Origin of the sequence: Pseudomonas sp. PICF6 (assembly GCF_009831705.1) — a bacterium.
GTDB lineage: Bacteria > Pseudomonadota > Gammaproteobacteria > Pseudomonadales > Pseudomonadaceae > Aquipseudomonas > Aquipseudomonas rhizophila.
This window is the reverse complement of record NZ_WUUD01000002.1, coordinates 274,558-296,367: the sequence shown is the minus strand read 5'-3', so window position 1 is coordinate 296,367 and position 21,810 is coordinate 274,558. Positions and strand designations below refer to the sequence as shown.

Here is a 21,810-nt window from a genome sequence, read left to right as displayed (position 1 = left end):
AACCACTGTGGGAGCGAGCCTGCTCGCGATAGCGTCCTACCAACAAAAGCTCTGTCAGCCGCCCATCAAGCCGGAATCGCCTTGGCCTTAGGCTCCCGCGCCCACACCCGATGTTGGGCAATAGCGTCGAAGAATGCCGGGAACTGGCTGGCATCCGCGTCAGGAATCAGCCCCGCATCCGCCTCCAGCTTCAACAGCACCAGCAATTGCCGGGCCTCGCCGTTGAGCGCGATGGCTTTCAGGTGCTTGTAGGCTTCCAGTACGTAATGCAACGCCACACCGTCCGCACTCAAGGCTTTGATCGATTCCGCGCCACCTGGGACGAACACCGCATCAAAGGCAATGGACGGCATACCTTCCATGGACGCATCCACCGGCAGCTTTTGCCCAGCGGCTGTGGTGACCGGTGCGGAGGTTGGCCCCAGCACTTTGGCGTGAGCCCCCTTGGCTTCCAGGGCTTGCTTGAGCGCATCGATAATCGCTCCATCGACACCGTTGGCCACCAGCACAGCCACCTTACGGGTCTTGATGTCCCCGGACAGCAGGTTCGCCTGACTCAAGGCGGGGGATTGTTCCAACGAAGGTTTCGGTACGTCCACGGTGCAGGCGGTCGGTGCTGGCAGCCCGAGGTTTATTGCCACCCGCTCGGCCAACTTCAGATCAATGTTGGCGAGGATTTCATTGACCTGTCGTGCCCGAATGAACTCCCGCTCCACCTTGCCCAGTTCGAAACTGTAGGCGGCGATGATGTGTTCCTGCTCGTGGGGGCTCATGCTGTTGTAGAACAGCCGCGCTTGGGAAAAGTGATCGCCAAACGACTCGCTGCGTTGACGAATCTTGTGGGCATCAATGCGCTCTGGATAACTTTCGAAGCCGCCGTCCTGCGGGCCGGGCGGGGTTTCCTTCGGCCAGCCGCCATCGATGGAGTTCGGCTCGTAGGAAGCGCGGCCCTTGTCGATGGTGGTGCGGTGCATGGCGTCACGCTGGCCGTTATGCACCGGAGTAATCGCCCGGTTGATCGGCAGCTCATGAAAATTCGGCCCACCGAGTCGGCTGATTTGCGTATCGGTGTAGGAAAACAGCCGGCCTTGCAGCAGCGGATCATTGGTGAAATCGATGCCCGGCACGATATGCCCAGGGCAGAACGCGACTTGCTCGACCTCGGCAAAGAAGTTATCCGGGTTGCGGTTCAATACCATCTTGCCCAGGGGCGTGATAGGAACGAGCTCTTCGGGAATGAGCTTGGTGGGGTCGAGGAGGTCGAAGTCGAACTTATGCTCGTCTTCCTCGGGGACAATTTGTACGCCAAATTCCCATTCCGGGTAGTCCCCCATCTCGATCGACTCCCAAAGATCGCGACGGTGGTAGTCGGTATCTTTACCGGCGAGCTTCTGCGCTTCGTCCCACACCAGCGAACAGGTGCCGACTGTGGGGCGCCAGTGGAATTTGACGAAGCTGCTCCGGCCCTCGGCGTTGATCATGCGGAAGGTGTGTACGCCGAAACCCTGCATGGACCGCAGGCTTTTGGGAATGGCCCTGTCAGACATGGCCCAAATCACCATATGGGCCGACTCCGGCACCAGCGAGACAAAATCCCAGAAGGTGTCGTGGGCCGAACCGCCCGTAGGAATTTCATTGTGGGGTTCCGGTTTCACCGCATGGACGAAGTCTGGAAACTTCACCGCATCCTGGATGAAAAACACCGGCATGTTGTTGCCCACCAGGTCGAAGTTGCCTTCGTCGGTAAAGAACTTCACCGCAAAGCCCCGCACATCTCGCACGGTGTCGCCGGATCCTCGTGGACCTTGCACCGTGGAAAAACGCACAAATACCGGCGTTTTTTTGCTCGGATCCTGTAGGAAACCAGCCTTGGTCAGCGCCGAATGCGCTTCATAACTCTGAAAGTAGCCATGGGCGCCGGTGCCGCGGGCGTGGACAATACGCTCCGGGATGCGCTCATGGTCAAAGTGCGTGATCTTCTCACGCATGATGAAGTCTTCCAGCAACGAAGGCCCGCGCGCCCCGACCCGGAGGGTGTTCTGGTTGTCGGCAATCTTCACGCCCTGATTGGTGCGTAGCGCCTGCTCGGTGGCGTCGGAGCGAAACTGTTCCAGGCTTTCAAGCTTGGCATTGGTGTTGCCGCGATCCAGCGTGTCGGTCCCGGCCAGTTGGCTTTCGGTGCCGGTGGGCTTGTTGGTACTCATCAGACATAACTCCTCGTTGCGATCCCCGCCGTGGCCAGGACTCTTGAGTTCGATGCCGCAGGCACGGTACCCGGGCATTTTCGAGTTGCTTAGTGAGTGACCGATACCGGTTCGCCGCGTTCCTTTTTTATGTCCTTTGATCGCCTTATTGCCAAATGGCTGGTTCAATCGCAAATAAATGCTAAGAACCTCTATACGGACAGGCTAAAATGCGCGCCCGGCTAACCGCTGATCCTTTTCCAACGCGCCCCACAAGGTTCGCTACGTGATCGAGTTTCAAAACGTCCATAAAACCTACCGGGTCGCCGGTAGGGATATCCCCGCCCTGCACCCGACCAGTCTGACGATTGAGAACGGTCAGGTCTTCGGCCTGATTGGCCATTCCGGTGCGGGAAAAAGTACCCTGTTGCGCCTGATCAATCGCCTGGAAGACTCCAGCGGCGGCAAGATCATTGTCGACGGCGAGGAAGTCACTGCCCTGGACGCCGGCGGCTTGCGGCGTTTCCGTCAGCAGGTCGGGATGATTTTCCAGCACTTCAATTTGCTGGCGTCCAAGACCGTGGCCGACAACGTGGCGCTGCCACTGACGCTGGCGGGTGAATTGTCCCGCAGCGAAATCGACCAGCGCGTCGCCGAATTGCTAGCGCGGGTGGGCTTGTCCGACCACGCCAAAAAATACCCGGCGCAGTTGTCCGGTGGCCAGAAGCAGCGCGTCGGCATCGCCCGCGCCCTGGCGACCAAGCCCAAGATCCTGCTGTGCGACGAAGCCACCAGCGCACTGGACCCCCAAACCACCGCATCGGTGTTGCAACTGCTGGCGGAAATCAACCGCGAGCTGAAGCTGACCATCGTGCTGATCACCCATGAAATGGACGTGATCCGCCGCGTCTGCGATGAAGTGGCGGTGATGGACGCCGGCGTGATCGTCGAGCAAGGACCCGTGGCCGAGGTCTTCTTGCATCCCAAGCACCCGACCACCAAGCGTTTCGTCCAGGAAGACGAGCAGATCGACGAAAGCGAACAGCGCGACGACTTTGCCCACGTACCAGGGCGCATCGTGCGTCTGACGTTCCAAGGCGAAGCGACCTACGCGCCATTGCTCGGCACCGTCGCCCGGGAAACCGGCGTGGACTACAGCATTCTGGCCGGTCGTATCGACCGCATCAAAGACACCCCCTACGGGCAACTGACCCTCGCCGTCACCGGCGGTGACATGGAGGCGGCATTCGCCCGCTTCACCGCGGCTGACGTCCACATGGAGGTGCTGCGCTGATGGAACTGTTGAATTCATTCTTCGCCAACATCGATTGGCTGGAAATCTGGCTGGCGACCGGCGACACCCTGCTGATGCTCTTTGGCTCGCTGCTTTTCACCGTGCTACTCGGCCTGCCGCTGGGCGTGTTGTTATTCCTCTGCAGCCCGCGCCAGTTGCTCGAAGCCCGCGGCGTTTATGCGCTGCTGTCGCTGATCGTCAACATCTTGCGCTCGCTGCCGTTCATCATCCTGTTGATCGTGATGATCCCGTTCACGGTATTGATCACCGGCACCTCCCTGGGCGTGGCCGGCGCGATTCCGCCACTGGTGGTCGGCGCAACACCGTTCTTCGCCCGCCTGGTGGAAACCGCCTTGCGCGAAGTCGATCGCGGCATCATTGAAGCCACCCAGGCCATGGGCGCGACCACGCGGCAGATCATCGTCAACGCCTTGCTGCCGGAAGCCCGCCCGGGCATTTTTGCCGCGATTACGGTGACAGCGATTACGCTGGTGTCCTACACGGCCATGGCCGGTGTGGTCGGTGCCGGTGGTTTGGGTGACCTAGCGATCCGTTTCGGTTACCAGCGCTTCCAGACCGATGTGATGGTGGTCACGGTGGTGTTGCTGCTGGTGCTGGTCCAGGTCCTGCAAACCGTGGGCGACAAACTGGTTGTGCATTTCTCTAGAAAGTAAGGCCTCGCGGCCAATAAACCATGAGCCGGCCATTCGCTGGCAGGCGCCAAGAGCGGGCGCCCCACAAGGAGTTAGCTGAATGAAAAAACTACTGGTTGCCTTCGCTGCCGCCGCAGCATTTTCCGCCCACGCCGCCGACACCCTGACCGTCGCGGCGACGCCGGTGCCGCACGCGGAAATCCTCGAATTCGTCAAACCGGCCCTGGCCAAAGAAGGCGTGGACCTCAAGGTCAAAGTCTTCACCGACTACATCCAGCCGAACGTCCAAGTCGCCGAAAAGCGCCTGGACGCCAACTTCTTCCAGCACCAGCCGTACCTGGATGAGTTCAACAAAGCCAAGGGCACCCACCTGGTGAGCGTGACTGGCGTGCACCTGGAACCTTTGGGCGCGTACTCCAGCAAGTTCAAGACACTGGCAGAAGTGCCAGGCGGTGCCAACGTGGTCATCCCTAACGACGCCACCAACGGCGGCCGTGCGCTGTTGCTGCTGGCGAAGCACGGGGTGATCACGCTGAAGGATTCCAACAACATCCTGTCGACGACCAAGGACATTGTTGAGAACCCGAAGGATTTGAAGTTCCGTGAGCTGGAAGCCGCGACCATTCCGCGGGTGCTGACTCAGGTGGATCTGGCGTTGATCAATACCAACTATGCGTTGGAGGCCAAGCTTGATCCGTCCAAGGATGCGTTGGTGATTGAAGGGAACGACTCGCCGTATGTGAATATTCTGGTTGCCCGTGAGGACGACAAGAACAGTGAGGCGATGAAGAAGCTGGCGGCGGCGCTGCATACGCCGGAAGTGAAGGCTTTTATTCTTGAGAAGTACAAAGGGGCGGTTTTGCCGGCGTTTTGATCTGATCGGGTGGTGAAAAAAAACGGGGCTGCGTGGGAATGCAGGCCCGTTTTTTGGTTTGGGATGTCGATGGGACGATGGGCAGGAAGTTTACTTCCACTCAGTGAGAGGAATAGATCAAGTAGTTACGCGGGTGGTGGAAAAATTCCATACCAGGCACTTGCAACCCAAAATACGCCTGATGCAAGACCCGTTAGTCCAGCTGTTACTCGGGTGAATTTATCCGGCGCTCGTATATTATCTCCTGGCTTTGGAGGTGAAAAATACTCACTAGCGACACACATAATAGCAAGTATAGCCAATAAGCCTGCCCCGAGATTTAACCAAGCAGCGGTTACACTTGAGAGAGGAAATGATTTAAAACAGACCCAAGTTAAAGCAAAAGAAGATAAAGCAATTGAAAGCAACGCTACTTTTTTTGAGTTTCTCATAAGCGATCCTTGCGACATCGTTTATTGCAGTTCGAATGAGGCAAAATATAAATACAATTCCCCCACCACAATCTACCTGTTCCATTTTCATCGATAATCAGAAATCGGACAGGCAACATTTTTCCAACTTATTTAATTATCGGCTTATAGACCATTTCTCTATTTGCTTGTACCCCACATACATAAGTAGCCCCACAAAGGTCGAAGTGAGAAAAGCAATCCAGATAAACCAAGCTGTCCTTCGTGCAGCCTCATAGAAGCTCATCGTATCTGTGTAGTCGCGCTGGTTCAAAATAATATTTGATAACAGATTAGTCGCAAGACCAGCCGTGAAGAACGGAATAACATAAAGCGCTACTTGATACTCACTTTTTAAATCCCTATCGCTAATTGTGTCCTCTGGCAAAATATTAAAAATAGACTGTACCAAGCCTAAAAAAAGTGCCGCCAATAGCAGTAGGGTAATTGCAACTGCAACATCTAACCACTTCGGTGTTTTTGGATCACGTATAAGAAACATTAAGGATACGGAGCAGATGCCCACACCAACAGTTGCATATATATGAAATGCATTGACTGAACCCCACGACATTTTGTACTCCCTATGTGATTTTTCGTTCGTTACGCAACCAAATAAAGCTCACGCAAAATATCGGCTGCTTTGTGTATAGCTTTAGTTTGAAACACCAAAAAGTGCGATAAACTTAACAATACAAACCATCGCGGCTCCGGCTTACTTTATTATGAGGGTAGTACCTGTCGGGACTTACTTGACTTGGACAAGTACTTTGCAAACATGATGGTCTTCGAATTTGGTAGTCATCCTTGGTATTAAAATAATGCTCTACGGATCTTAGAAGAAGCAAACAGTCCTGAGATTGTCGAGGCTGCGCGGCTGAGCCTCGGCAACTTTAGGAAAGTTACAGTGCGCTAGTTGCCGGCCCGAAGCGGAACGTAGACCCCCGAGGACAAGGCGCACAAACGGGCGGATGCTGGCGTAGTTGTAGGCAAAGGCGCAAGGTTGGGTAGCCTGGCGGACGGGGAGTGGTGGTTGCTTGTCTTTCGGGTCCGCTTTGCAGTCGCAGGGGTGGAGGGGGCTACGGGCGCGCCGACTTTGGTCGGGACAGTCGCATCGATGAGGGCGGCGAGAGCTACGCAGCCTTTTTCAGAAATCACTTGCTCCCCAACCCCTAGCAGCATTTGCCCGTTGTTCAGGCCGAATAAGCCCTAGGATCTGCTTCATTGTTCTACAACCCTCATGATAAATTCCCCGCCGCGACCTCTAATGAATAGAGGGCATTCAGGGAGTGAAGTGAGTGATCAAGTCTTTGTTGGTTGGGACATTGCTGGCAATGGCATCAGCATCGGCATCTGCGATGAGTTGCGATAACCCTAGAAACGCCTATGACAGGACCTATTGCGCGTCGCTGAAAATGGTTCAGTCGGATCAGGAAATCAACGAGCAATACAAGAAGACGATGAGTGCTCTGAACCCGGAGCAAAAGAAAAAAGTGAAAGCCGCTCAAATCCAGTGGATCAAAATCCGTGACAACGCCTGTTCCAACGATGGCCTGCTCTACCTGGACTGTGCCAATGAGAAGACCGAGGCGCGTATCGTCATACTCAAGGCTGTCGAGCGCGAGTGCCGTGCTGCCGGTTGCGACGACGCTAAGCTGTCGCAAGTCGAGTGACCCGTAAACAATGAGCACGTCGGGCTTGCTCGTGCTCTTTCAAGATTACGCTCCACCCCTTTTGCACCCGTGACTCACTTGCGGGTCGGAATACCCAGGAAAAACCCGACCTAAAGCGTTGGGTTTTTCTCTGGCGGGTTTACCCGCTATCGCGGCTCAACGCCACGCTCGACCATGGCACGCCATGTCTGCACGCTGGGACGTTCCTGCATCCTGGCATGCCATGCGCGCAATGCGACACATTCTTCAGGAACGGAGAGCTGCACCAGCGAGGCGAAGATCATGCCGCCCAGCACCGCAATATCGGCCATCGAGAACTTGTCACCCGCTACAAAAGGCCGGTCTTTGAGCAGGTTGTCGAAATAGCGCATGCCTCTGATCGCCTTGTCGCCCATTCGGCCGCCCCATTCTGCATTCTGGTACAGCTCGACCTTTGGGCCCAGGCCCGGCGTTGCATGGTGGAAGTACATGCTGACCGCATCGAGAAACTCGATCTCGGCGCGTTTGGTCATCATGTGGATGAGGCCTTTTTCAACAGGTGTTTCGCCCGTCAGCGTCGGTTCGCCGACCAGGCTATCCAGGTATTGGGTAATCGCCGTGCACTCGGCAATCAGCGTCCCATCGCTCAGCTCCAGCACGGGCAGTGTCCCGGAGTAATTGAGGGCCAGGAACTCGGGTTGCTTATGTTCGCCGCTCCAGAGATTCACCGACACGAATTCGATTTTCGAGAGCAATCCCTTCTCCGCCAGCGCTATGCGCACTCGGGCGGGGTAAGGGCCGTTGAACCAATCGTAAATTTTCATCGTAGGAACGGTGTAAACATCAGCGCTCTGTTGTGAAGAAGTCATGACTCGGTTACCTGCCTGTCAATTGGTAGGTAAAAGATTGAGCTGGAGATCGGGCGCTGTCAACCCCCTACCTGACAATTGGCAGGTAAGCAAATCCGGGCGTAGAATCGCGACGACATGAGTGAATCGAATTTCGAAATGAGGCCAAAACGTGAACGAAAATGCTCGAGAAGCCATCTTGGCGGCAGCGAAATCCGCTGCACAACTGCACGGTTACAATGGGATAAATTTCCGTAACATTGCCGAAGAGGTGGGCATCAAGAACGCCAGCATTTATTACCACTTCCCGAGCAAGGCCGGCCTGGCCGCGGCGGTTGCTGAACGCTACTGGCAGGACACGCGGCGGGTGCTTGAAGGGATCCGGGCCGGCAATACCGATCCTAAGGAGTGCGTGCAGCTGTACGCCGCCATTTTTCGAACGTCGCTTCAGGACGGCAACAAACTTTGTCTGTCCAGCTTCATGGCAGCCGAATACGAAGACCTTCCCGATGAGGTGTCACGAGAGATCAGGACCTTTGTGGACGGTAACGTAACGTGGCTTGCCCAGGTATTGGCAGATGCCGGAACTGGCGGCACGCAAGAATGTGAACGCCGAGCCCTCGCTATTTACACCGCTGTGGCGGGTGCTCAGTTAATCGCGCGAACTCGGGCGGATGTGAGCCTGTTCGATGATTTGATATCGAGCTATCAGGAGGCGGGATTGATGCCTGCCTGATCCGGTAAAGCAGACGATGCGATTTGTCTGTAGGAATGGTTGGCGCTGCTTCGCCGCCCAGCGGGAACAAGCCCCCTCGCCACGGGGTTCGGTTTAATCGGGATATCGGGACTGTGGGTGTAATTCAGTTGTTCGCCTTACTGGCAGGGTGCCACAATCGCTCTCTTTCAGTTGCGTCACGATCAGGTGGATCACATGGATTGCCCAGGATCTCGGAATGACCAGGCTTTCTTCATAGCCGAGCAGGTGCGAACTGACCGACTGCAGCAACTGTTTCGCCAATCGGTTTCTGCGGTGTTCGGGAGCTACCTCGCTGCCATCATGCTGTGTTGGCTGTGCTGGGATCGCTTTGAACACAGCGTCATCTTTTGGTGGTTGGCCATCTTGACTGGCTCGACGCTGTTGCGCATTTCGTTGTTCGTTGCCTATGTTCGCAGCGACGAAAGCGAGCGCACCCCCCAACGCTGGGAGCGCAAATACTGGATCACACTGGTATTGTCCGCCAGCATCTGGGGAGGAGGCGCATTAGCGGTCATGCCGGCGGACGATCTGTTGTCCCAGGCATTGGTCATGCTTTTTACTGTCGGCATGTCCGTCAGCGCGGTGTCCTGCTACTCCGCCTACCGTGATATGACCCTCGTCTCCATTGGCCTGGTGCTGTTGCCGTGCACCGCCTGGCTGCTGTTTCAACCGTCGCCGATTCAAGTGGGCATCGCACTCTCGATTTTGGTGTTCGCAGCATTTGCCGCCCGCGCTACACACAAAATGTCCCAGGCACTGGAAACCGCTTTTCGACTCACCCGCGAAATGGAACAGGCCAACAGCATTTCAACTCGCGCAGCCCAAACCGATGAATTGACCGGCCTGAAGAGCCGTCGGGCTTTTTTCGAGCATGCCCAACAGCTCTACGACGAATGCAAGGCCAAGCGGGTAGGGTTGTGCGCCGTCATGCTGGACATGGATCACTTCAAGCACATCAACGACACCTACGGCCATCAGGTGGGGGATCAGGTTCTGCGCCAGATGGGGGCAGTCATCAGTTCGTCGTTTCGGGGAACGGATATTCATGGTCGGCTAGGCGGGGAAGAGTTCGCCATCCTGCTTCCGGACACTTCCATCGAAGTCGCTACCCAAATTGCAGAACAGCTCATCGATACGATTGCGGGTTTGATGATCGAGCCTGTTCACTGCATATCAGCCAGCCTCGGCGTCGCGTCGACGGAGGCTTGTAATAAGGACCTTCACAGCCTGATGAACGATGCGGACAAAGCTCTGTATCGAGCAAAGGCCTTGGGGCGTAATCGAGTGGCTGTTGCTTAGTCGGATTGGCTTACATCATCAGTTGGAATTTGATCGTGTCCACGCTCTGCATCACCTTCCAAAAGCGGAACGCGGAGCGTCCCTGGCGGCATTCCCACGCAGGAGCGTGGGAATGATCGAGAAGCCCATCATTCTACTTTGAACGCCCTTTCTCCGAAGGTCTGCAATTGCGCTGGCCCTGCTGATACCCCCTAGCACCTCCTTCCCCTTGAATCACTTCGCGGCCCACACGCTCTGTCGACACGGCGGCGCTTAAAAATAAATTTCCTTTCGGATCAACTGGTTAATTCAAATTCGGCAAATTTTCAAAAATTTATCTTGCGCGCAAACTATTTGTCCGTTAATTTTATCTCAACTGGTTAGCGCACAAACATTTAGCGCAAACCAAATCGATCAAACCAATCAGCAAGCGAGGAAACACCATGAACGTTCTCTATACCGCAGTCGCAACCTCCACCGGTGGCCGTGATGGCCGTGCTGTTTCCAGCGACAAGATTCTCGACGTGAAACTGGCCACACCAAAAGCCCTGGGCGGCGCCGGTGGTGAAGCCACCAACCCTGAGCAGTTGTTCGCCGCCGGTTACTCGGCCTGCTTCATCGGCGCATTGAAGTTTGTCGCCAGCCAAAGCAAACGCAGCATCCCTGCTGACGCCTCAATCACGGCACACGTCGGCATCGGCCAGATCCCTGGCGGTTTCGGTCTGGACATTGACCTGCACATCAATCTGCCGGGTCTGGATCAAGCCGATGCTCAAGCGCTGGTCGACGCGGCTCACCAGGTCTGCCCGTACTCCAACGCGACACGCGGCAACGTCGACGTCCGTTTGCACGTCACCGTCTAACTCACTTCATCTACGAATAAAAAGGATCAGGACATGAACACTTTCAACAAAACGCTTGTTGGCTCGCTTCTCGCACTGGCGCTCGGCAATGCATTCGCAACTTCTTTTGTTCAACCTACGGTCGCTGAGGGCGGCTCGGACCGGCTGATCGATAAACGTGTCGCCGAAGGTGGTTCGGATCGGCTGATCGAAAAACGTGTCGCTGAAGGCGGTTCGGATCGGCTGATCGATAAACGTGTCGCTGAAGGTGGTTCGGATCGGCTGATCGATAAACGTGTCGCCGAAGGTGGCTCGGACCGGCTGATCGATAAACGTGTCGCCGAAGGCGGCTCGGACCGGCTGATCGATAAACGTGTCGCCGAAGGCGGCTCGGATCGTTTGATCGAAAACCGGGTAGGCTGAACAAACCCTTCAACGCTCCGAAAACGGGTCAAATCAACCCATGTTGCTTCCAAAAGAAAAAACGCCGCTTATCTCTCACGAGGAAGCGGCGTTTTTTTGCAACGTGTCATAGGGCCCTAAACGATGCTATCCACCACCCCACCATCCACACGCAACGCCGCTCCGGTGGTGGCCGAGGCTTGTTCCGAACTGGCATAGATGATCATGTTGGCGACTTCCTCGACGCGCGCCGCACGCTGGATGATCGAGGTGCTGCGGTGCTGGTTGACGAAATCCGCCGCGACCTTTTCCAGGCTTTCCCCGCTACGCTCAACGTCTGCCTGGAGCATCTGGGCAACTCCTTCGGAAAGCGTCGGCCCAGGCAGTACCGAATTCACCGTAACGCCGGTGCCGGCGAGGCGCTTGGCCAGGCCGCGAGCAATGGACAGTTGGGCGGTTTTGGTAAAGCCGTAGTGGATCATGTCGGCGGGGATGTTCAGACCCGATTCCGACGAGACAAACACAATCCGCCCCCAACCGCGCTCGACCATGCCCGGCGCGTAGGCCCTGGAAACACGCACGCCCGACATCACGTTGGTTTCGAAAAAGCGCTGCCATTCGCTGTCCGGCGTTTCGAAAAAGTCTTCCTGTTTGAAAATACCCAGGTTGTTGATGACGATATCGAAGCTTGGGTGCTTGGCGATCAGTGCCTGGCAGCCAGCCTCATGACTAAGGTCACCCACAAAGCCCGCGGCACTTGAAGCAAGGTCGCCCAGCCGCTGCAACGCGTCCTCCACGCTGCTCTCGCTGCGACCATTGATGACCACGTGGGCGCCGGACTCGAGGAAGCCTTTGGCTGTGGCGAAACCAATGCCGCTGGAGGAGCCGGTGACTAAGACGTGGCGTCCGGTGAAGTCGATTTTCATGAGGGGACTCCTTGATTAATGAACCAGAGGAAGTGCGATATTTCTGAATGGACGGTAATCCGACGGATTTAGAGATGGCTTTGCCATTCCAACGTCACCGATATCGCAGGTCCTTAATCATGGACACGATTGAGGCTTTGCGCCTCCTCGTGATCAATCAGCCATCAGGAAGCCGACCACACCGCCAGCTCATAGCCATCCGGATCGATAAAGTGGAAACGTCGGCCGCCAGGGAAAGCGAACACTTCACGGCTGATGATCGCCCCTGCGGCCTCGAGTCTGAGTTGGGTGCCTTCAAGGTCATCCGCGTACAGGATGATTAACGGGCCGCCTGGGCGCACAGGTTCACCGGTCGTGAAGCCACCGGTCAGACGACCGTCGCTGAATTCGGTGTAGGTCGGGCCGTAGTCGACGAAACTCCAGCCGAATGCGCTCGCATAGAAGGCTTTGCTTCGGGCGATATCGCTGACATTGAGCTCGATGTTGTCGATCTGGCGGTCATTACCTCGAATGCCCATTGACGCGTCCTTGGCTGATTGGGGATAGGCGAGCTTAGGACATTCAGCCCGCACTGTGCTTGGAAAAATAGACCTCTGTTTGCCTGAAAGAATGTGTCAGCTTGGTTGGGGCTGCTGCGCAGCCCAGCGGGAGCTAGCTCCCTCGCCACAGGGTGAGCCGTTCGGTTGGATATGTGTTGTCTGTCAGGCTCGCTCCCACAGTTTTTCCGGGTTGTTCACAGATATCGCATCCATCACAAATCCCCGTGGGAGCTGAGCTTGCTCGCCATAGCGGTGGGTCAGCTTGCACTGATGTTGAATGGGCCGCCGTCATCGCGAGCAAGCTCGGCTCCCACAGGGGTTCTTGGGTGTTCGCATATCCTGCATTCACCACAAATCCCTGTGTCACTCATATGCAGCAACAGGCCTTCAGTACCACCGCGCCTCACCTGGCGGGCGTTTTTTGAAGCGTTTCATGCTCCACATGTACTGGCTCGGGTAGGCCCGTACATAACGCTCCACCACCTGGCTCATGGCGGCGCAGGCGGTTTCGGTGTCGGTGCTGTACATGGCGTCTGGGGCGGCTTCGAGGATGACTTTGTAGCCGGAGCCGTCCGGCAGGCGCAGGGCGTGGAGGAATACGCCGACGGCCTTGCCACCGGCGAGCATGTTCGGTACGAACTTGCTGGTCAGGGCCTGGGTGGCAAAGAAGGGGACGAAGATGCCGGCAGACTCGGCCGGTTCCGGGTCGGCGGGAATGCCCACTTGACCGCCCTTTCGGACCTCTTTGATGACGCTGAGGATACCTTCCTTAGTCGACGCCGCGACTTTGTTGCCCAGTTGCACGCGCTGTTTGCGCAGCAATTCATCCACCGCTTTAAGCTTGGGCGGACGGTAGAAAATGATCGGTTTGCACTGGCTGCAATAGAAGTGGTTGAGCACTTCCCAGTTGCCCAGGTGGCTGGTGATGCCCACCACGCCTTTGCCGGAAGCGAGCGCTTCTTTTAATACGTCCAGGCCTTCGACTTCCCGCACCAGGTCGATGGAGCGCTGGGCCGGCCAGATCCAAGCGCAGGCGCTTTCGGTCAGGGATTTGCCGATGTCCTTGAGGCTTTGGCCCACCAGGCGTTCGCGCTCGGCCGGGTCCATCTCGGGGAAACACTTGGCGAGGTTGATCCGCACCACGTCGCGGGAACGATTGGGCAGCTTCCACATGAGCCAGCCGATGGCCGAACCCGACGCCTGCACCGCGCGCCAAGGCAGCATCGCAAACAACCGCAGAGCGCCGACCAGCAAGGCGCCTTTCAACTTATCCACAGGTCACTCCTGAATTCATGGGCGTGTTGCGAGCCGGCTATTCTAACCGCCGTTTGCCAGCTCCGCGTAGCGGTCGCAGTCCTGGGTGTGGTCCATGACCATTCCCGAGGCCTGCATCAAGGCGTAACAAATGGTCGGCCCGACAAAGGTGAAGCCGGCTTTTTCCAGGCCCTTGCTCATCTGCACGGCCTGGGGCGTGATGGCCGGCACTTCGGAGCGGTCCTTGAAGTGGTTGATGACCGGCTTGCCGTCCACGAACGACCAGAGGAACGCCACCGGATCCTCCAGGGCCAGCCAGGCTTGGGCATTGCGCCGGGCCGCATTGAGCTTGAGGCGGTTGCGGATGATGCCGGGGTCGAGCATCAGCTCGTCGATTTCTGCATCGCTCATCTGCGCCACGCGCTGCACGTCAAAGCCGAACAGCACCTGCCGGTAGCGCTCGCGTTTGCGCAAAACGGTGATCCAGGACAGCCCGGCCTGGAACCCTTCGAGCAAAAGCAACTCGAACAAACCCTGCGCATCGCGCAGCGGCGTGCCCCACTCCTGATCGTGATAAGCCATGTACAAAGGATCGTCAGAACACCAAAAGCAGCGTGGCATAAGGCTCCAGGGGGCGTGCGCACGAACGAATCGGGTATACTCCCGCTCTTTAAATCGCAGCCCAAGAAACAGGTGAATTTCGTGAGCCAGCCTACGCCAGCCGTGCGTACCTTCCAAGACTTGATCCTCGCCCTCCAGCAATACTGGGCCGAGCAAGGTTGCGTGGTACTTCAGCCCTACGATATGGAAGTAGGCGCCGGCACTTTCCACACTGCCACGTTTCTGCGTGCCATCGGCCCGGAAACCTGGAACGCCGCTTATGTGCAGCCCAGCCGCCGCCCGACTGACGGCCGCTACGGCGAAAACCCGAACCGTCTGCAGCACTACTACCAGTTCCAGGTGGTCCTGAAACCGAACCCGGAAAACTTCCAGGAGCTGTACTTGGGCTCGCTCAAGCACGTCGGCCTCGACCCGCTGGTGCACGACATTCGTTTCGTTGAAGACAACTGGGAATCGCCAACCCTGGGCGCCTGGGGCCTGGGCTGGGAAGTCTGGCTCAACGGCATGGAAGTGACCCAGTTCACTTACTTCCAGCAAGCGGGTGGCATCGAATGCTACCCGGTGACCGGCGAAATCACCTATGGCCTGGAACGCCTGGCCATGTACCTGCAAGGCGTGGACTCGGTCTACGACCTGGTATGGGCCGACGGCCCGTTCGGCAAAGTGACCTACGGCGACGTGTTCCACCAGAACGAAGTGGAGCAATCGACCTACAACTTCGAACACGCCAACGTCGACAAGCTGTTCGAGCTGTTCGATTTCTATGAAAGCGAAGCCAAGCGCCTGATCGAGCTGGACCAGCCGCTGCCGTTGCCGAGCTACGAAATGGTGTTGAAGGCGTCCCATACCTTCAACCTGCTGGACGCACGCCGGGCGATTTCCGTGACTGCGCGCCAGCAATACATCCTGCGTGTACGCACCCTGGCGCGTTCCGTTGCGCAAGCCTACCTGCTGGCCCGTGCCAAGCTGGGCTTCCCGATGGCGACCCCGGATTTGCGTGATGAAGTGTTGGCTAAGCTGGAGGCTGCACAATGAGTGCTCAAGATTTTCTGGTTGAACTGGGCACCGAAGAACTGCCACCCAAAGCCCTGAACACCCTGGCCGATGCGTTCCTGGCCGGTATCGAGAAAGGCCTGCAAGCCGCTGGCCTGAACTTCGAAGCCAAGCATGTCTACGCCGCACCGCGTCGTTTGGCCGTGCTGATCACCGCCCTGGCGACCCAGCAGCCGGACCGCAGCATCAACCTCGACGGCCCGCCACGCCAGGCCGCGTTCGATGCCGACGGCAACCCAACCCAAGCCGCCCTCGGTTTCGCCAAGAAATGTGGCGTGGACCTGAGCGAAATCGACCAGAGCGGGCCGAAGCTGCGCTACAGCCAGAGCATCAAGGGCAAGCCGACCGCCAGCCTGTTGCCGACCATCGTCGAAGATTCCCTGAACGACCTGCCGATTCCCAAGCGCATGCGCTGGGCCGCGCGCAAGGAAGAGTTCGTGCGTCCGACCCAATGGCTGGTGATGCTGCTCGGTGACCAAGTCATCGACTGCACGATCCTGGCCCAGAAGGCCGGTCGCGATTCCCGCGGTCACCGCTTCCATCATCCGCAGAGCGTGCGCATCACCTCGCCGGCCAATTACCTGGCCGACCTGCGTTCCGCCTACGTATTGGCTGACGCCAACGAGCGTCGCGAACTGATCAGCAAGCGCACCGAAGAGTTGGCCACCCAGCAGGAAGGCACCGCCATCGTGCCGCCAAGTCTGCTGGACGAAGTGACCGCGCTGGTGGAATGGCCAGTGCCGCTGGTGTGCTCGTTCGAGGAACGTTTCCTTGAAGTGCCGCAGGAAGCGCTTATCACCACCATGCAGGACAACCAGAAGTATTTCTGCCTGCTGGACGCTGAAGGCAAGTTGCTGCCGCGCTTCATCACCGTCGCCAACATCGAAAGCAAGGACCCGCAGCAGATCATCGCCGGTAACGAGAAAGTCGTTCGCCCGCGCCTGACGGACGCCGAGTTCTTCTTCAAGCAGGACAAGAAGCAACCGCTGGAAAGCTTCAACGAACGCCTGCAGAACGTGGTGTTCCAGGAAAAACTCGGCAGCGTCTACGACAAGGCCGAGCGCGTTTCGAAACTGGCTGCTTTCATCGCTCCACGCATTGGCGGCGACGCCCAGCGCGCCGCCCGTGCCGGCATCCTGTCCAAGTGCGACCTGTCCACCGAAATGGTCGGTGAGTTCCCGGAGATGCAAGGTGTCGCCGGTTACTACTACGCCCTCAACGACGGCGAGCCGCAAGACGTGGCCCTGGCGCTGAACGAGCAGTACATGCCCCGCGGTGCCGGCGCTGAACTGCCGACCACCCTGACCGGTGCGGCCGTGGCCATCGCCGACAAGCTCGACACCCTGGTGGGTATCTTCGGCATCGGCATGTTGCCTACCGGCAGCAAAGACCCGTACGCCCTGCGTCGCGCGGCGTTGGGTGTGCTGCGGATCCTGATCGACAAGCAACTGGACCTGGACCTGAACGACGCTGTGGCGTTCGCCGTCAATGCGTTCGGCAGCAAGGTCAAGTCTGCCGGTCTGGCCGACGCGGTGCTGGAATTCATCTTCGACCGCCTGCGTGCGCGTTATGAAGACGAAGGCGTCGATGTCGCCACCTATCTGTCGGTGCGTGCCCTCAAGCCCGGTTCGGCCCTGGACTTCGACCAGCGCGTCCAAGCGGTGCAGGCTTTCCGCCAACTGCCGGAAGCAGCAGCGCTGGCGGCGGTGAACAAGCGGGTGTCGAATCTGCTGAGCAAGGCCGAGCCTACAATTTTCGCCGTACCTGAGGCGCGGTACTTTGATAACGCCGTGGAGTTCTCACTCAACTCGGCTATCCAGCAGGCGTCTACGTCCGTGCAACCGCTGATGGAAAAGCGCGAGTATGCCGAAGCGCTGGCACGCCTGGCAGCACTGCGCGATCCTGTCGATGCGTTCTTTGAAGCCGTGATGGTGAATGCGGACAACGAAGATGTTCGCAAGAATCGCTATGCACTGCTGGCGCGCCTGCGGGGCCTGTTCCTCAATATTGCCGACATTTCCATGCTGGGTTGAGGGGCTGCTGTTGAAACTGCTGATTCTCGATCGGGACGGAGTGATCAACCACGACTCCGACGCTTATATCAAATCGGTGGAGGAGTGGTTGCCGCTCCCCGGTTCGATCGAAGCCATCGCGCAGTTGAGCAAGGCCGGCTGGACGGTGGCGGTTGCCACCAACCAGTCGGGCATTGCCCGCGGTTACTACGACCTCGCGGTCCTTGAGGCCATGCATGAGCGCTTGCGCGCATTGGTGGCCGAGCAGGGCGGTGAAGTCGGGCTGATCGTCTACTGCCCGCACGGGCCGGACGAAGGTTGTGATTGCCGCAAGCCCAAGCCGGGCATGTTGAAAACCATTGCCGCTCACTACGATGTAACGCTGGCGGGAGTGTGGTTCGTCGGCGACAGCCTGGGTGACCTGGAGGCGGCCAAGGCCGTCGATTGTCAGCCCGTTTTGGTAAAGACCGGCAAAGGCGAGAAGACTCTGGGCAAGACCCTGCCGGTGGGCACCCTGATTTTTGAAGACTTGGCGGCGATTGCCGCTGAACTTATCCACAATTAGAGCTCCCAAGACATCCTGATCAAGGACTGTTCGGGAAGCGCTTAAACAGTCGGGCACTGCCCGCAACGGTAAATGCCGCTATGTCGATATTGCAGGCCATCAGAACCTTTCTCTTTTACCTGCTGCTGGGCACCAGTTCGTTGTTGTGGTGCACGTTGAGTTTTTTTGTAGCGCCTTTCATGTCGTTCAGGACGCGCTACCGTTTTATCAATGTGTACTGGTGCCGTTGCGCGCTGTGGCTGAGCAAGGTTTTTCTGGGGATACGGTATGAAGTAAAAGGCGCCGAAAACGTGCCTGAGCGGCCGTGCGTGATCCAGTCCAACCACCAGAGCACCTGGGAGACTTTCTTCCTTTCGGCTTACTTCGAGCCCCTGAGCCAAGTGCTCAAACGTGAGCTGCTGTTCGTACCTTTCTTCGGCTGGGCCATGGCAATGCTGCGCCCCATCGCCATTGACCGGGACAACCCCAAGGTTGCTCTCAAGCAAGTGGCGAAAAAAGGTGATGAGCTACTCAAGGACAAGGTTTGGGTTTTGATCTTTCCAGAAGGTACCCGTGTTCCCTACGGGACGATCGGCAAATTCTCCCGCAGTGGCAGCGCATTGGCGGTAAACGCTGACCTGCCGGTGCTGCCGATTGCACACAATGCCGGCAAGTTCTGGCCCAAGGGTGGCTGGCTCCGGACACCGGGCGTCATCACCGTGGTGATCGGCAAGCCCATGTATGCCGAAGGTAGCGGGCCCCGCGCCATTGCCGAGCTCAATGAACGCGTACAAACCTGGAACGAACAGACCCAACGGGAGATGGGTTCGCTTCCACCCGGTCCTGTCGCGGAAGTGCCCACGGAACAAGCCGCTGTTTGATATCTGTGGATAACCTGTGCACCGTTTTTTCAAAATTCGTAACTTTTCTGTTTTATGTATTTGTTTTTAATACATATTTCATAAAAACATAAAAGCCGCCGACAGGTGCATAAGTTTTTTATAGCACCAAGATCGTCCGAAGGCTCGGGCCCCGTTCGGACGATCTTTACTCCGCCAACAACGGGAATCGCAGGCTGAACGTCGTGCCTTTGCCTACCACGCTATGGCATTCGATTTTCCCCTCATGATGGTCCACCACGGCCTTGACCATCGACAGTCCCAAGCCAATGCCATCCACACCGTGAGCCGAGGAAAACCGTCGATACTGGCTGAACAGGTCCGGTAGTTCTTCGGCGCTGATGCCCTTGCCCTGGTCGGCGACGTTGCAGGTCAACCAACCCGACGTGCAATGAACCTGCAGGGAAATGCAGGCGTCGGGCGGGCTGTACTTGATGGCATTTTCCAGCAGATTGAACAGGGCACGGGTCAGCAATGATTGATCCGCGCTCACCATCGCCTCTTCATCCTCTATTTCATGAATCAACTGGATGCGTTTTGCCTGGGCGATGGGCAGCGCCTGGTCAAGTACATCCAGGACCAACATGGCGAACAGCGTCGGTTGGAATTGATACGCCTCAGACTCGGCCTTGGCCAGTTGCACAAAGCCGTCGGTCAATTCCAAGGCGCGACGCACCTGCCGCTCGATCTGATCGAAGAGCGGATTATTCGCTCCGTTCTGATGCCGCTGCACATCCAGCAGGGCCAGGATCGCCGAGTGGGGCGCGCGCAAATCATGGGACAAAAAACGCAGCATGACGCTGCGCTGCTCTTCGGCTTCGCGCTCCGCGCTCAGGTCGATGAGGCTCAGTAACCAGCCTATCGGCGCCTCACCATCAACCGGCAATAGCGGGGCTCGTTCCAGACGCAGGCTGCGCTCCCGGCTGTCGCGAAACTCCACCAGGGGCAATGTGGATAATCGGTGAGGCACCCCGCGCTCCAGTCCTGGGTAACCCAGCTGCGCGAGATGCTCCAATACATCGCCCCCCGCCAAGCCATGGCCGAAGAGATCACGCGCTTTGCGGTTACCCAGCAATATCTTGCCTTGGGGATCGCTGATCATTGTTGCCACCGGCAGGTATTCGAGGCCATCGGCAATAAAGCGACGGGTGTCCCGGGTTCTCCCCATGGCTTGCTCCAGGGCCATGATCTGGCCCTGCAAGCGGTCGCTGCCCGTGTAGGGCGCACGACGCCGTTCGGGGAACACCTTGGGCTCCGCATCCAGGCGCGCCAGTTCCCAGCCAAAGTAGGCCAGCACCACGCTCAGCCGCCGCCAATTCCAGATCAGATAGCCAAACACGATGCCCAGCACGCTCGCCATGGGCGACCACCACCAACCTTCAGCCGCAAGTACGACACTGATCAGCAGGGCCATGCTCATGCCACCCACTGTCGTCCACAGCGCCAGGCGAGGGCGCAGCAATAGCAACCCCAGCACAACAGCGACCACAAACACCGACAACAACGCCGCTTCTGGCCCGTGGCGTGTTGGCTGGGTACTGAACGACAACAACGCGGTGAGCGGTAATAGAAGAAGACTTATCCACAACCATTCCCGTACCAATTGGCGAAACATGCGTTGGACTTGGGTCGGTTCACGGCTTTCACGACGACGCTGGTTGCTCATAAGCACCCTGACAGAACATAGGAACGGGGGATTTTTTTCATGGGGGGTCGCGTGTCGCCCCAGCAGGCTGAAGACCAAAGACTATAGCGGACTCGATAGGTGGCGCGCTGCTACCTTTCCCTGCGCGTCATGAGCCGGTATTGTCACTGCCAGCGACAGGGGACCTGCAACCCGACAACTTATCGGCCCGCCGAGGTTACATCGGGCAAGTGGAATATTTGTTCAGATTGCAGGCCACCCTGATGATGTCCGTTACTCTCGAGATCAAGGAATCGCATCCCATGCGTGTCGCCATACTGGATGACGAACCGGCCGAGCTGCGCCGGGTGGAACAGACACTGCAACAAATCCCCGGCAGGGGCGAGCAAGCCTGGACCTTGCACAGTTTTGAGCGCGGCGAAGACCTGTTGCGGCAGCTGCGCCGGGAAACCTTCGACCTGTTGATCCTCGACTGGCAATTGCCCGACATCAGCGGGTTGTCGCTGCTGCGCTGGACGCGGGAGCACATGGACTCGCCCCCGGCCGCCATCATGCTCACCAGCCGCGACGGCGAGCACGATGTGGTCCAGGCCCTCAACGCCGGGGCCGACGACTACGTGAGCAAGCCCTTCAGGCCTAACGAACTCAAGGCCCGGGTCACAGCCGTATTGCGACGCCATAACCTGCAACGTGCTCCAGCCAGCGACGTGCTGGTATTCAACGACCTGGAATTCGACGACGCCGAACTGACCGTCACCCGCGCCGGTATCCCCATCAGCCTGACCGAACGGGAATACCGCCTGGCCCGCTGCCTGTTCGCCAACCTGGGCCGTCCACTGTCCCGGGAGTATTTCTACGAGCGCTTCTGGACCCACGAGGAAATGACCTCGTCGCGCCCGCTCGACACCCACATCTACCGTCTGCGCAACAAACTCGGGCTGACGGCGGATCGAGGTTGGCAGTTGCTGACGATTTATGGGTATGGGTATCGGTTGGAGAGTGTGGCGGCGGGGAGTGAGGCTTCGGTGGCGAGTTAGGGCCAACGGGCGAAAAAAAGGCCAACGCATATGCGTTGGCCTTTTTCG

Annotated in this window: 22 protein-coding genes; 13 read left to right on the top strand and 9 right to left on the bottom strand. The window is 57.8% G+C overall.

Annotation, left to right across the window (positions count from 1 at the left end; translation table 11 throughout):
- Positions 1-65 precede the first annotated feature (65 nt).
- Complete coding sequence (gene katE, locus GSM73_RS02365; RefSeq protein ID WP_047229778.1) at positions 66-2,204, bottom strand: catalase HPII; 2,139 nt, start codon at positions 2,202-2,204, stop codon at positions 66-68.
- 265 nt (positions 2,205-2,469) lie between these two features.
- Here katE and GSM73_RS02360 point away from each other — a divergent pair, with 265 nt between their 5' ends.
- From GSM73_RS02360 to GSM73_RS02350, 3 genes are all read left to right on the top strand, one after another.
- On the top strand, positions 2,470-3,477 hold the full coding sequence (locus tag GSM73_RS02360) for a methionine ABC transporter ATP-binding protein (RefSeq protein WP_047229777.1): 1,008 nt from the start codon (positions 2,470-2,472) through the stop codon (positions 3,475-3,477).
- A complete protein-coding gene (locus GSM73_RS02355; protein WP_047229776.1) occupies positions 3,477-4,151 on the top strand; it encodes a methionine ABC transporter permease in 675 nt (224 codons plus the stop codon). The genes GSM73_RS02360 and GSM73_RS02355 overlap by 1 nt, the downstream gene beginning before the upstream one ends.
- 79 nt (positions 4,152-4,230) lie before the next feature.
- Positions 4,231-5,004, top strand: coding sequence for a MetQ/NlpA family ABC transporter substrate-binding protein (locus GSM73_RS02350; RefSeq protein WP_160891451.1), 774 nt, complete (start codon positions 4,231-4,233; stop codon positions 5,002-5,004).
- Between the two features lie 125 nt (positions 5,005-5,129).
- On the opposite strand, the gene GSM73_RS02345 is transcribed toward GSM73_RS02350, so the two are convergent.
- Positions 5,130-5,435 carry a hypothetical protein gene (locus GSM73_RS02345; protein ID WP_156893483.1) on the bottom strand — a complete coding sequence of 102 codons (306 nt, stop codon included), beginning with the start codon at positions 5,433-5,435 and terminating at the stop codon, positions 5,130-5,132.
- Positions 5,436-5,571: 136 nt separating this feature from the next.
- A complete protein-coding gene (locus GSM73_RS02340) occupies positions 5,572-6,027 on the bottom strand; it encodes a hypothetical protein (RefSeq protein WP_076383154.1) in 456 nt (151 codons plus the stop codon).
- Positions 6,028-6,751: 724 nt separating this feature from the next.
- On the opposite strand from GSM73_RS02340, the gene GSM73_RS02335 reads away from it, so the two are divergent.
- Positions 6,752-7,126, top strand: coding sequence for a lysozyme inhibitor LprI family protein (locus tag GSM73_RS02335; RefSeq protein ID WP_080962942.1), 375 nt, complete (start codon positions 6,752-6,754; stop codon positions 7,124-7,126).
- Between the two features lie 146 nt (positions 7,127-7,272).
- Here the strand turns inward: GSM73_RS02335 and GSM73_RS02330 are convergent, their stop codons facing one another.
- The gene (locus GSM73_RS02330) at positions 7,273-7,974 is read right to left on the bottom strand and encodes a glutathione S-transferase (protein WP_076383155.1); all 702 of its coding nucleotides are present in this window, start codon (positions 7,972-7,974) and stop codon (positions 7,273-7,275) included.
- 151 nt (positions 7,975-8,125) lie between these two features.
- On the opposite strand from GSM73_RS02330, the gene GSM73_RS02325 reads away from it, so the two are divergent.
- The 4 genes from GSM73_RS02325 to GSM73_RS02310 all read left to right on the top strand — a co-directional run bounded on the left by GSM73_RS02325 (position 8,126) and on the right by GSM73_RS02310 (position 11,253).
- Positions 8,126-8,689 (top strand): TetR/AcrR family transcriptional regulator, encoded by a 564-nt coding sequence (locus GSM73_RS02325; protein ID WP_047230116.1) that lies wholly within the window; start codon positions 8,126-8,128, stop codon positions 8,687-8,689.
- 195 nt (positions 8,690-8,884) lie between these two features.
- Positions 8,885-10,009 (top strand): diguanylate cyclase, encoded by a 1,125-nt coding sequence (locus GSM73_RS02320; protein ID WP_047230115.1) that lies wholly within the window; start codon positions 8,885-8,887, stop codon positions 10,007-10,009.
- Positions 10,010-10,431: 422 nt separating this feature from the next.
- Positions 10,432-10,851 (top strand): organic hydroperoxide resistance protein, encoded by a 420-nt coding sequence (locus GSM73_RS02315; protein WP_003196182.1) that lies wholly within the window; start codon positions 10,432-10,434, stop codon positions 10,849-10,851.
- 33 nt (positions 10,852-10,884) lie between these two features.
- Positions 10,885-11,253 carry a hypothetical protein gene (locus tag GSM73_RS02310; protein ID WP_160891449.1) on the top strand — a complete coding sequence of 123 codons (369 nt, stop codon included), beginning with the start codon at positions 10,885-10,887 and terminating at the stop codon, positions 11,251-11,253.
- Between the two features lie 116 nt (positions 11,254-11,369).
- Here the strand turns inward: GSM73_RS02310 and GSM73_RS02305 are convergent, their stop codons facing one another.
- The 4 genes from GSM73_RS02305 to tag form a co-directional block, all read right to left on the bottom strand.
- On the bottom strand, positions 11,370-12,158 hold the full coding sequence (locus GSM73_RS02305) for an SDR family NAD(P)-dependent oxidoreductase (protein ID WP_047230113.1): 789 nt from the start codon (positions 12,156-12,158) through the stop codon (positions 11,370-11,372).
- A gap of 164 nt (positions 12,159-12,322) precedes the next feature.
- The gene (locus GSM73_RS02300; protein ID WP_047230112.1) at positions 12,323-12,676 is read right to left on the bottom strand and encodes a VOC family protein; all 354 of its coding nucleotides are present in this window, start codon (positions 12,674-12,676) and stop codon (positions 12,323-12,325) included.
- A 408-nt stretch (positions 12,677-13,084) separates the two neighbouring features.
- Positions 13,085-13,972 (bottom strand): lysophospholipid acyltransferase, encoded by an 888-nt coding sequence (locus tag GSM73_RS02295; protein ID WP_047230111.1) that lies wholly within the window; start codon positions 13,970-13,972, stop codon positions 13,085-13,087.
- A 42-nt stretch (positions 13,973-14,014) separates the two neighbouring features.
- Positions 14,015-14,572 (bottom strand): DNA-3-methyladenine glycosylase I, encoded by a 558-nt coding sequence (gene tag, locus GSM73_RS02290; RefSeq protein ID WP_047230110.1) that lies wholly within the window; start codon positions 14,570-14,572, stop codon positions 14,015-14,017.
- An 81-nt stretch (positions 14,573-14,653) separates the two neighbouring features.
- Between tag and glyQ the strand changes: the two genes are divergently transcribed.
- From glyQ to GSM73_RS02270, 4 genes are all read left to right on the top strand, one after another.
- Positions 14,654-15,607, top strand: coding sequence for a glycine--tRNA ligase subunit alpha (gene glyQ / locus GSM73_RS02285; protein ID WP_022641565.1), 954 nt, complete (start codon positions 14,654-14,656; stop codon positions 15,605-15,607).
- A complete protein-coding gene (gene glyS, locus GSM73_RS02280) occupies positions 15,604-17,658 on the top strand; it encodes a glycine--tRNA ligase subunit beta (protein ID WP_047230109.1) in 2,055 nt (684 codons plus the stop codon). The genes glyQ and glyS overlap by 4 nt, the downstream gene beginning before the upstream one ends.
- 4 nt (positions 17,659-17,662) lie before the next feature.
- Positions 17,663-18,202 carry a D-glycero-beta-D-manno-heptose 1,7-bisphosphate 7-phosphatase gene (gmhB, locus tag GSM73_RS02275; protein ID WP_171061292.1) on the top strand — a complete coding sequence of 180 codons (540 nt, stop codon included), beginning with the start codon at positions 17,663-17,665 and terminating at the stop codon, positions 18,200-18,202.
- An 80-nt stretch (positions 18,203-18,282) separates the two neighbouring features.
- The gene (locus GSM73_RS02270) at positions 18,283-19,062 is read left to right on the top strand and encodes a 1-acyl-sn-glycerol-3-phosphate acyltransferase (RefSeq protein WP_047230107.1); all 780 of its coding nucleotides are present in this window, start codon (positions 18,283-18,285) and stop codon (positions 19,060-19,062) included.
- A 166-nt stretch (positions 19,063-19,228) separates the two neighbouring features.
- Here the strand turns inward: GSM73_RS02270 and GSM73_RS02265 are convergent, their stop codons facing one another.
- Positions 19,229-20,746, bottom strand: coding sequence for a HAMP domain-containing sensor histidine kinase (locus tag GSM73_RS02265; RefSeq protein WP_107323178.1), 1,518 nt, complete (start codon positions 20,744-20,746; stop codon positions 19,229-19,231).
- A 281-nt stretch (positions 20,747-21,027) separates the two neighbouring features.
- Between GSM73_RS02265 and GSM73_RS02260 the strand changes: the two genes are divergently transcribed.
- A complete protein-coding gene (locus GSM73_RS02260) occupies positions 21,028-21,762 on the top strand; it encodes a response regulator transcription factor (RefSeq protein WP_076386511.1) in 735 nt (244 codons plus the stop codon).
- Positions 21,763-21,810 lie beyond the last annotated feature (48 nt).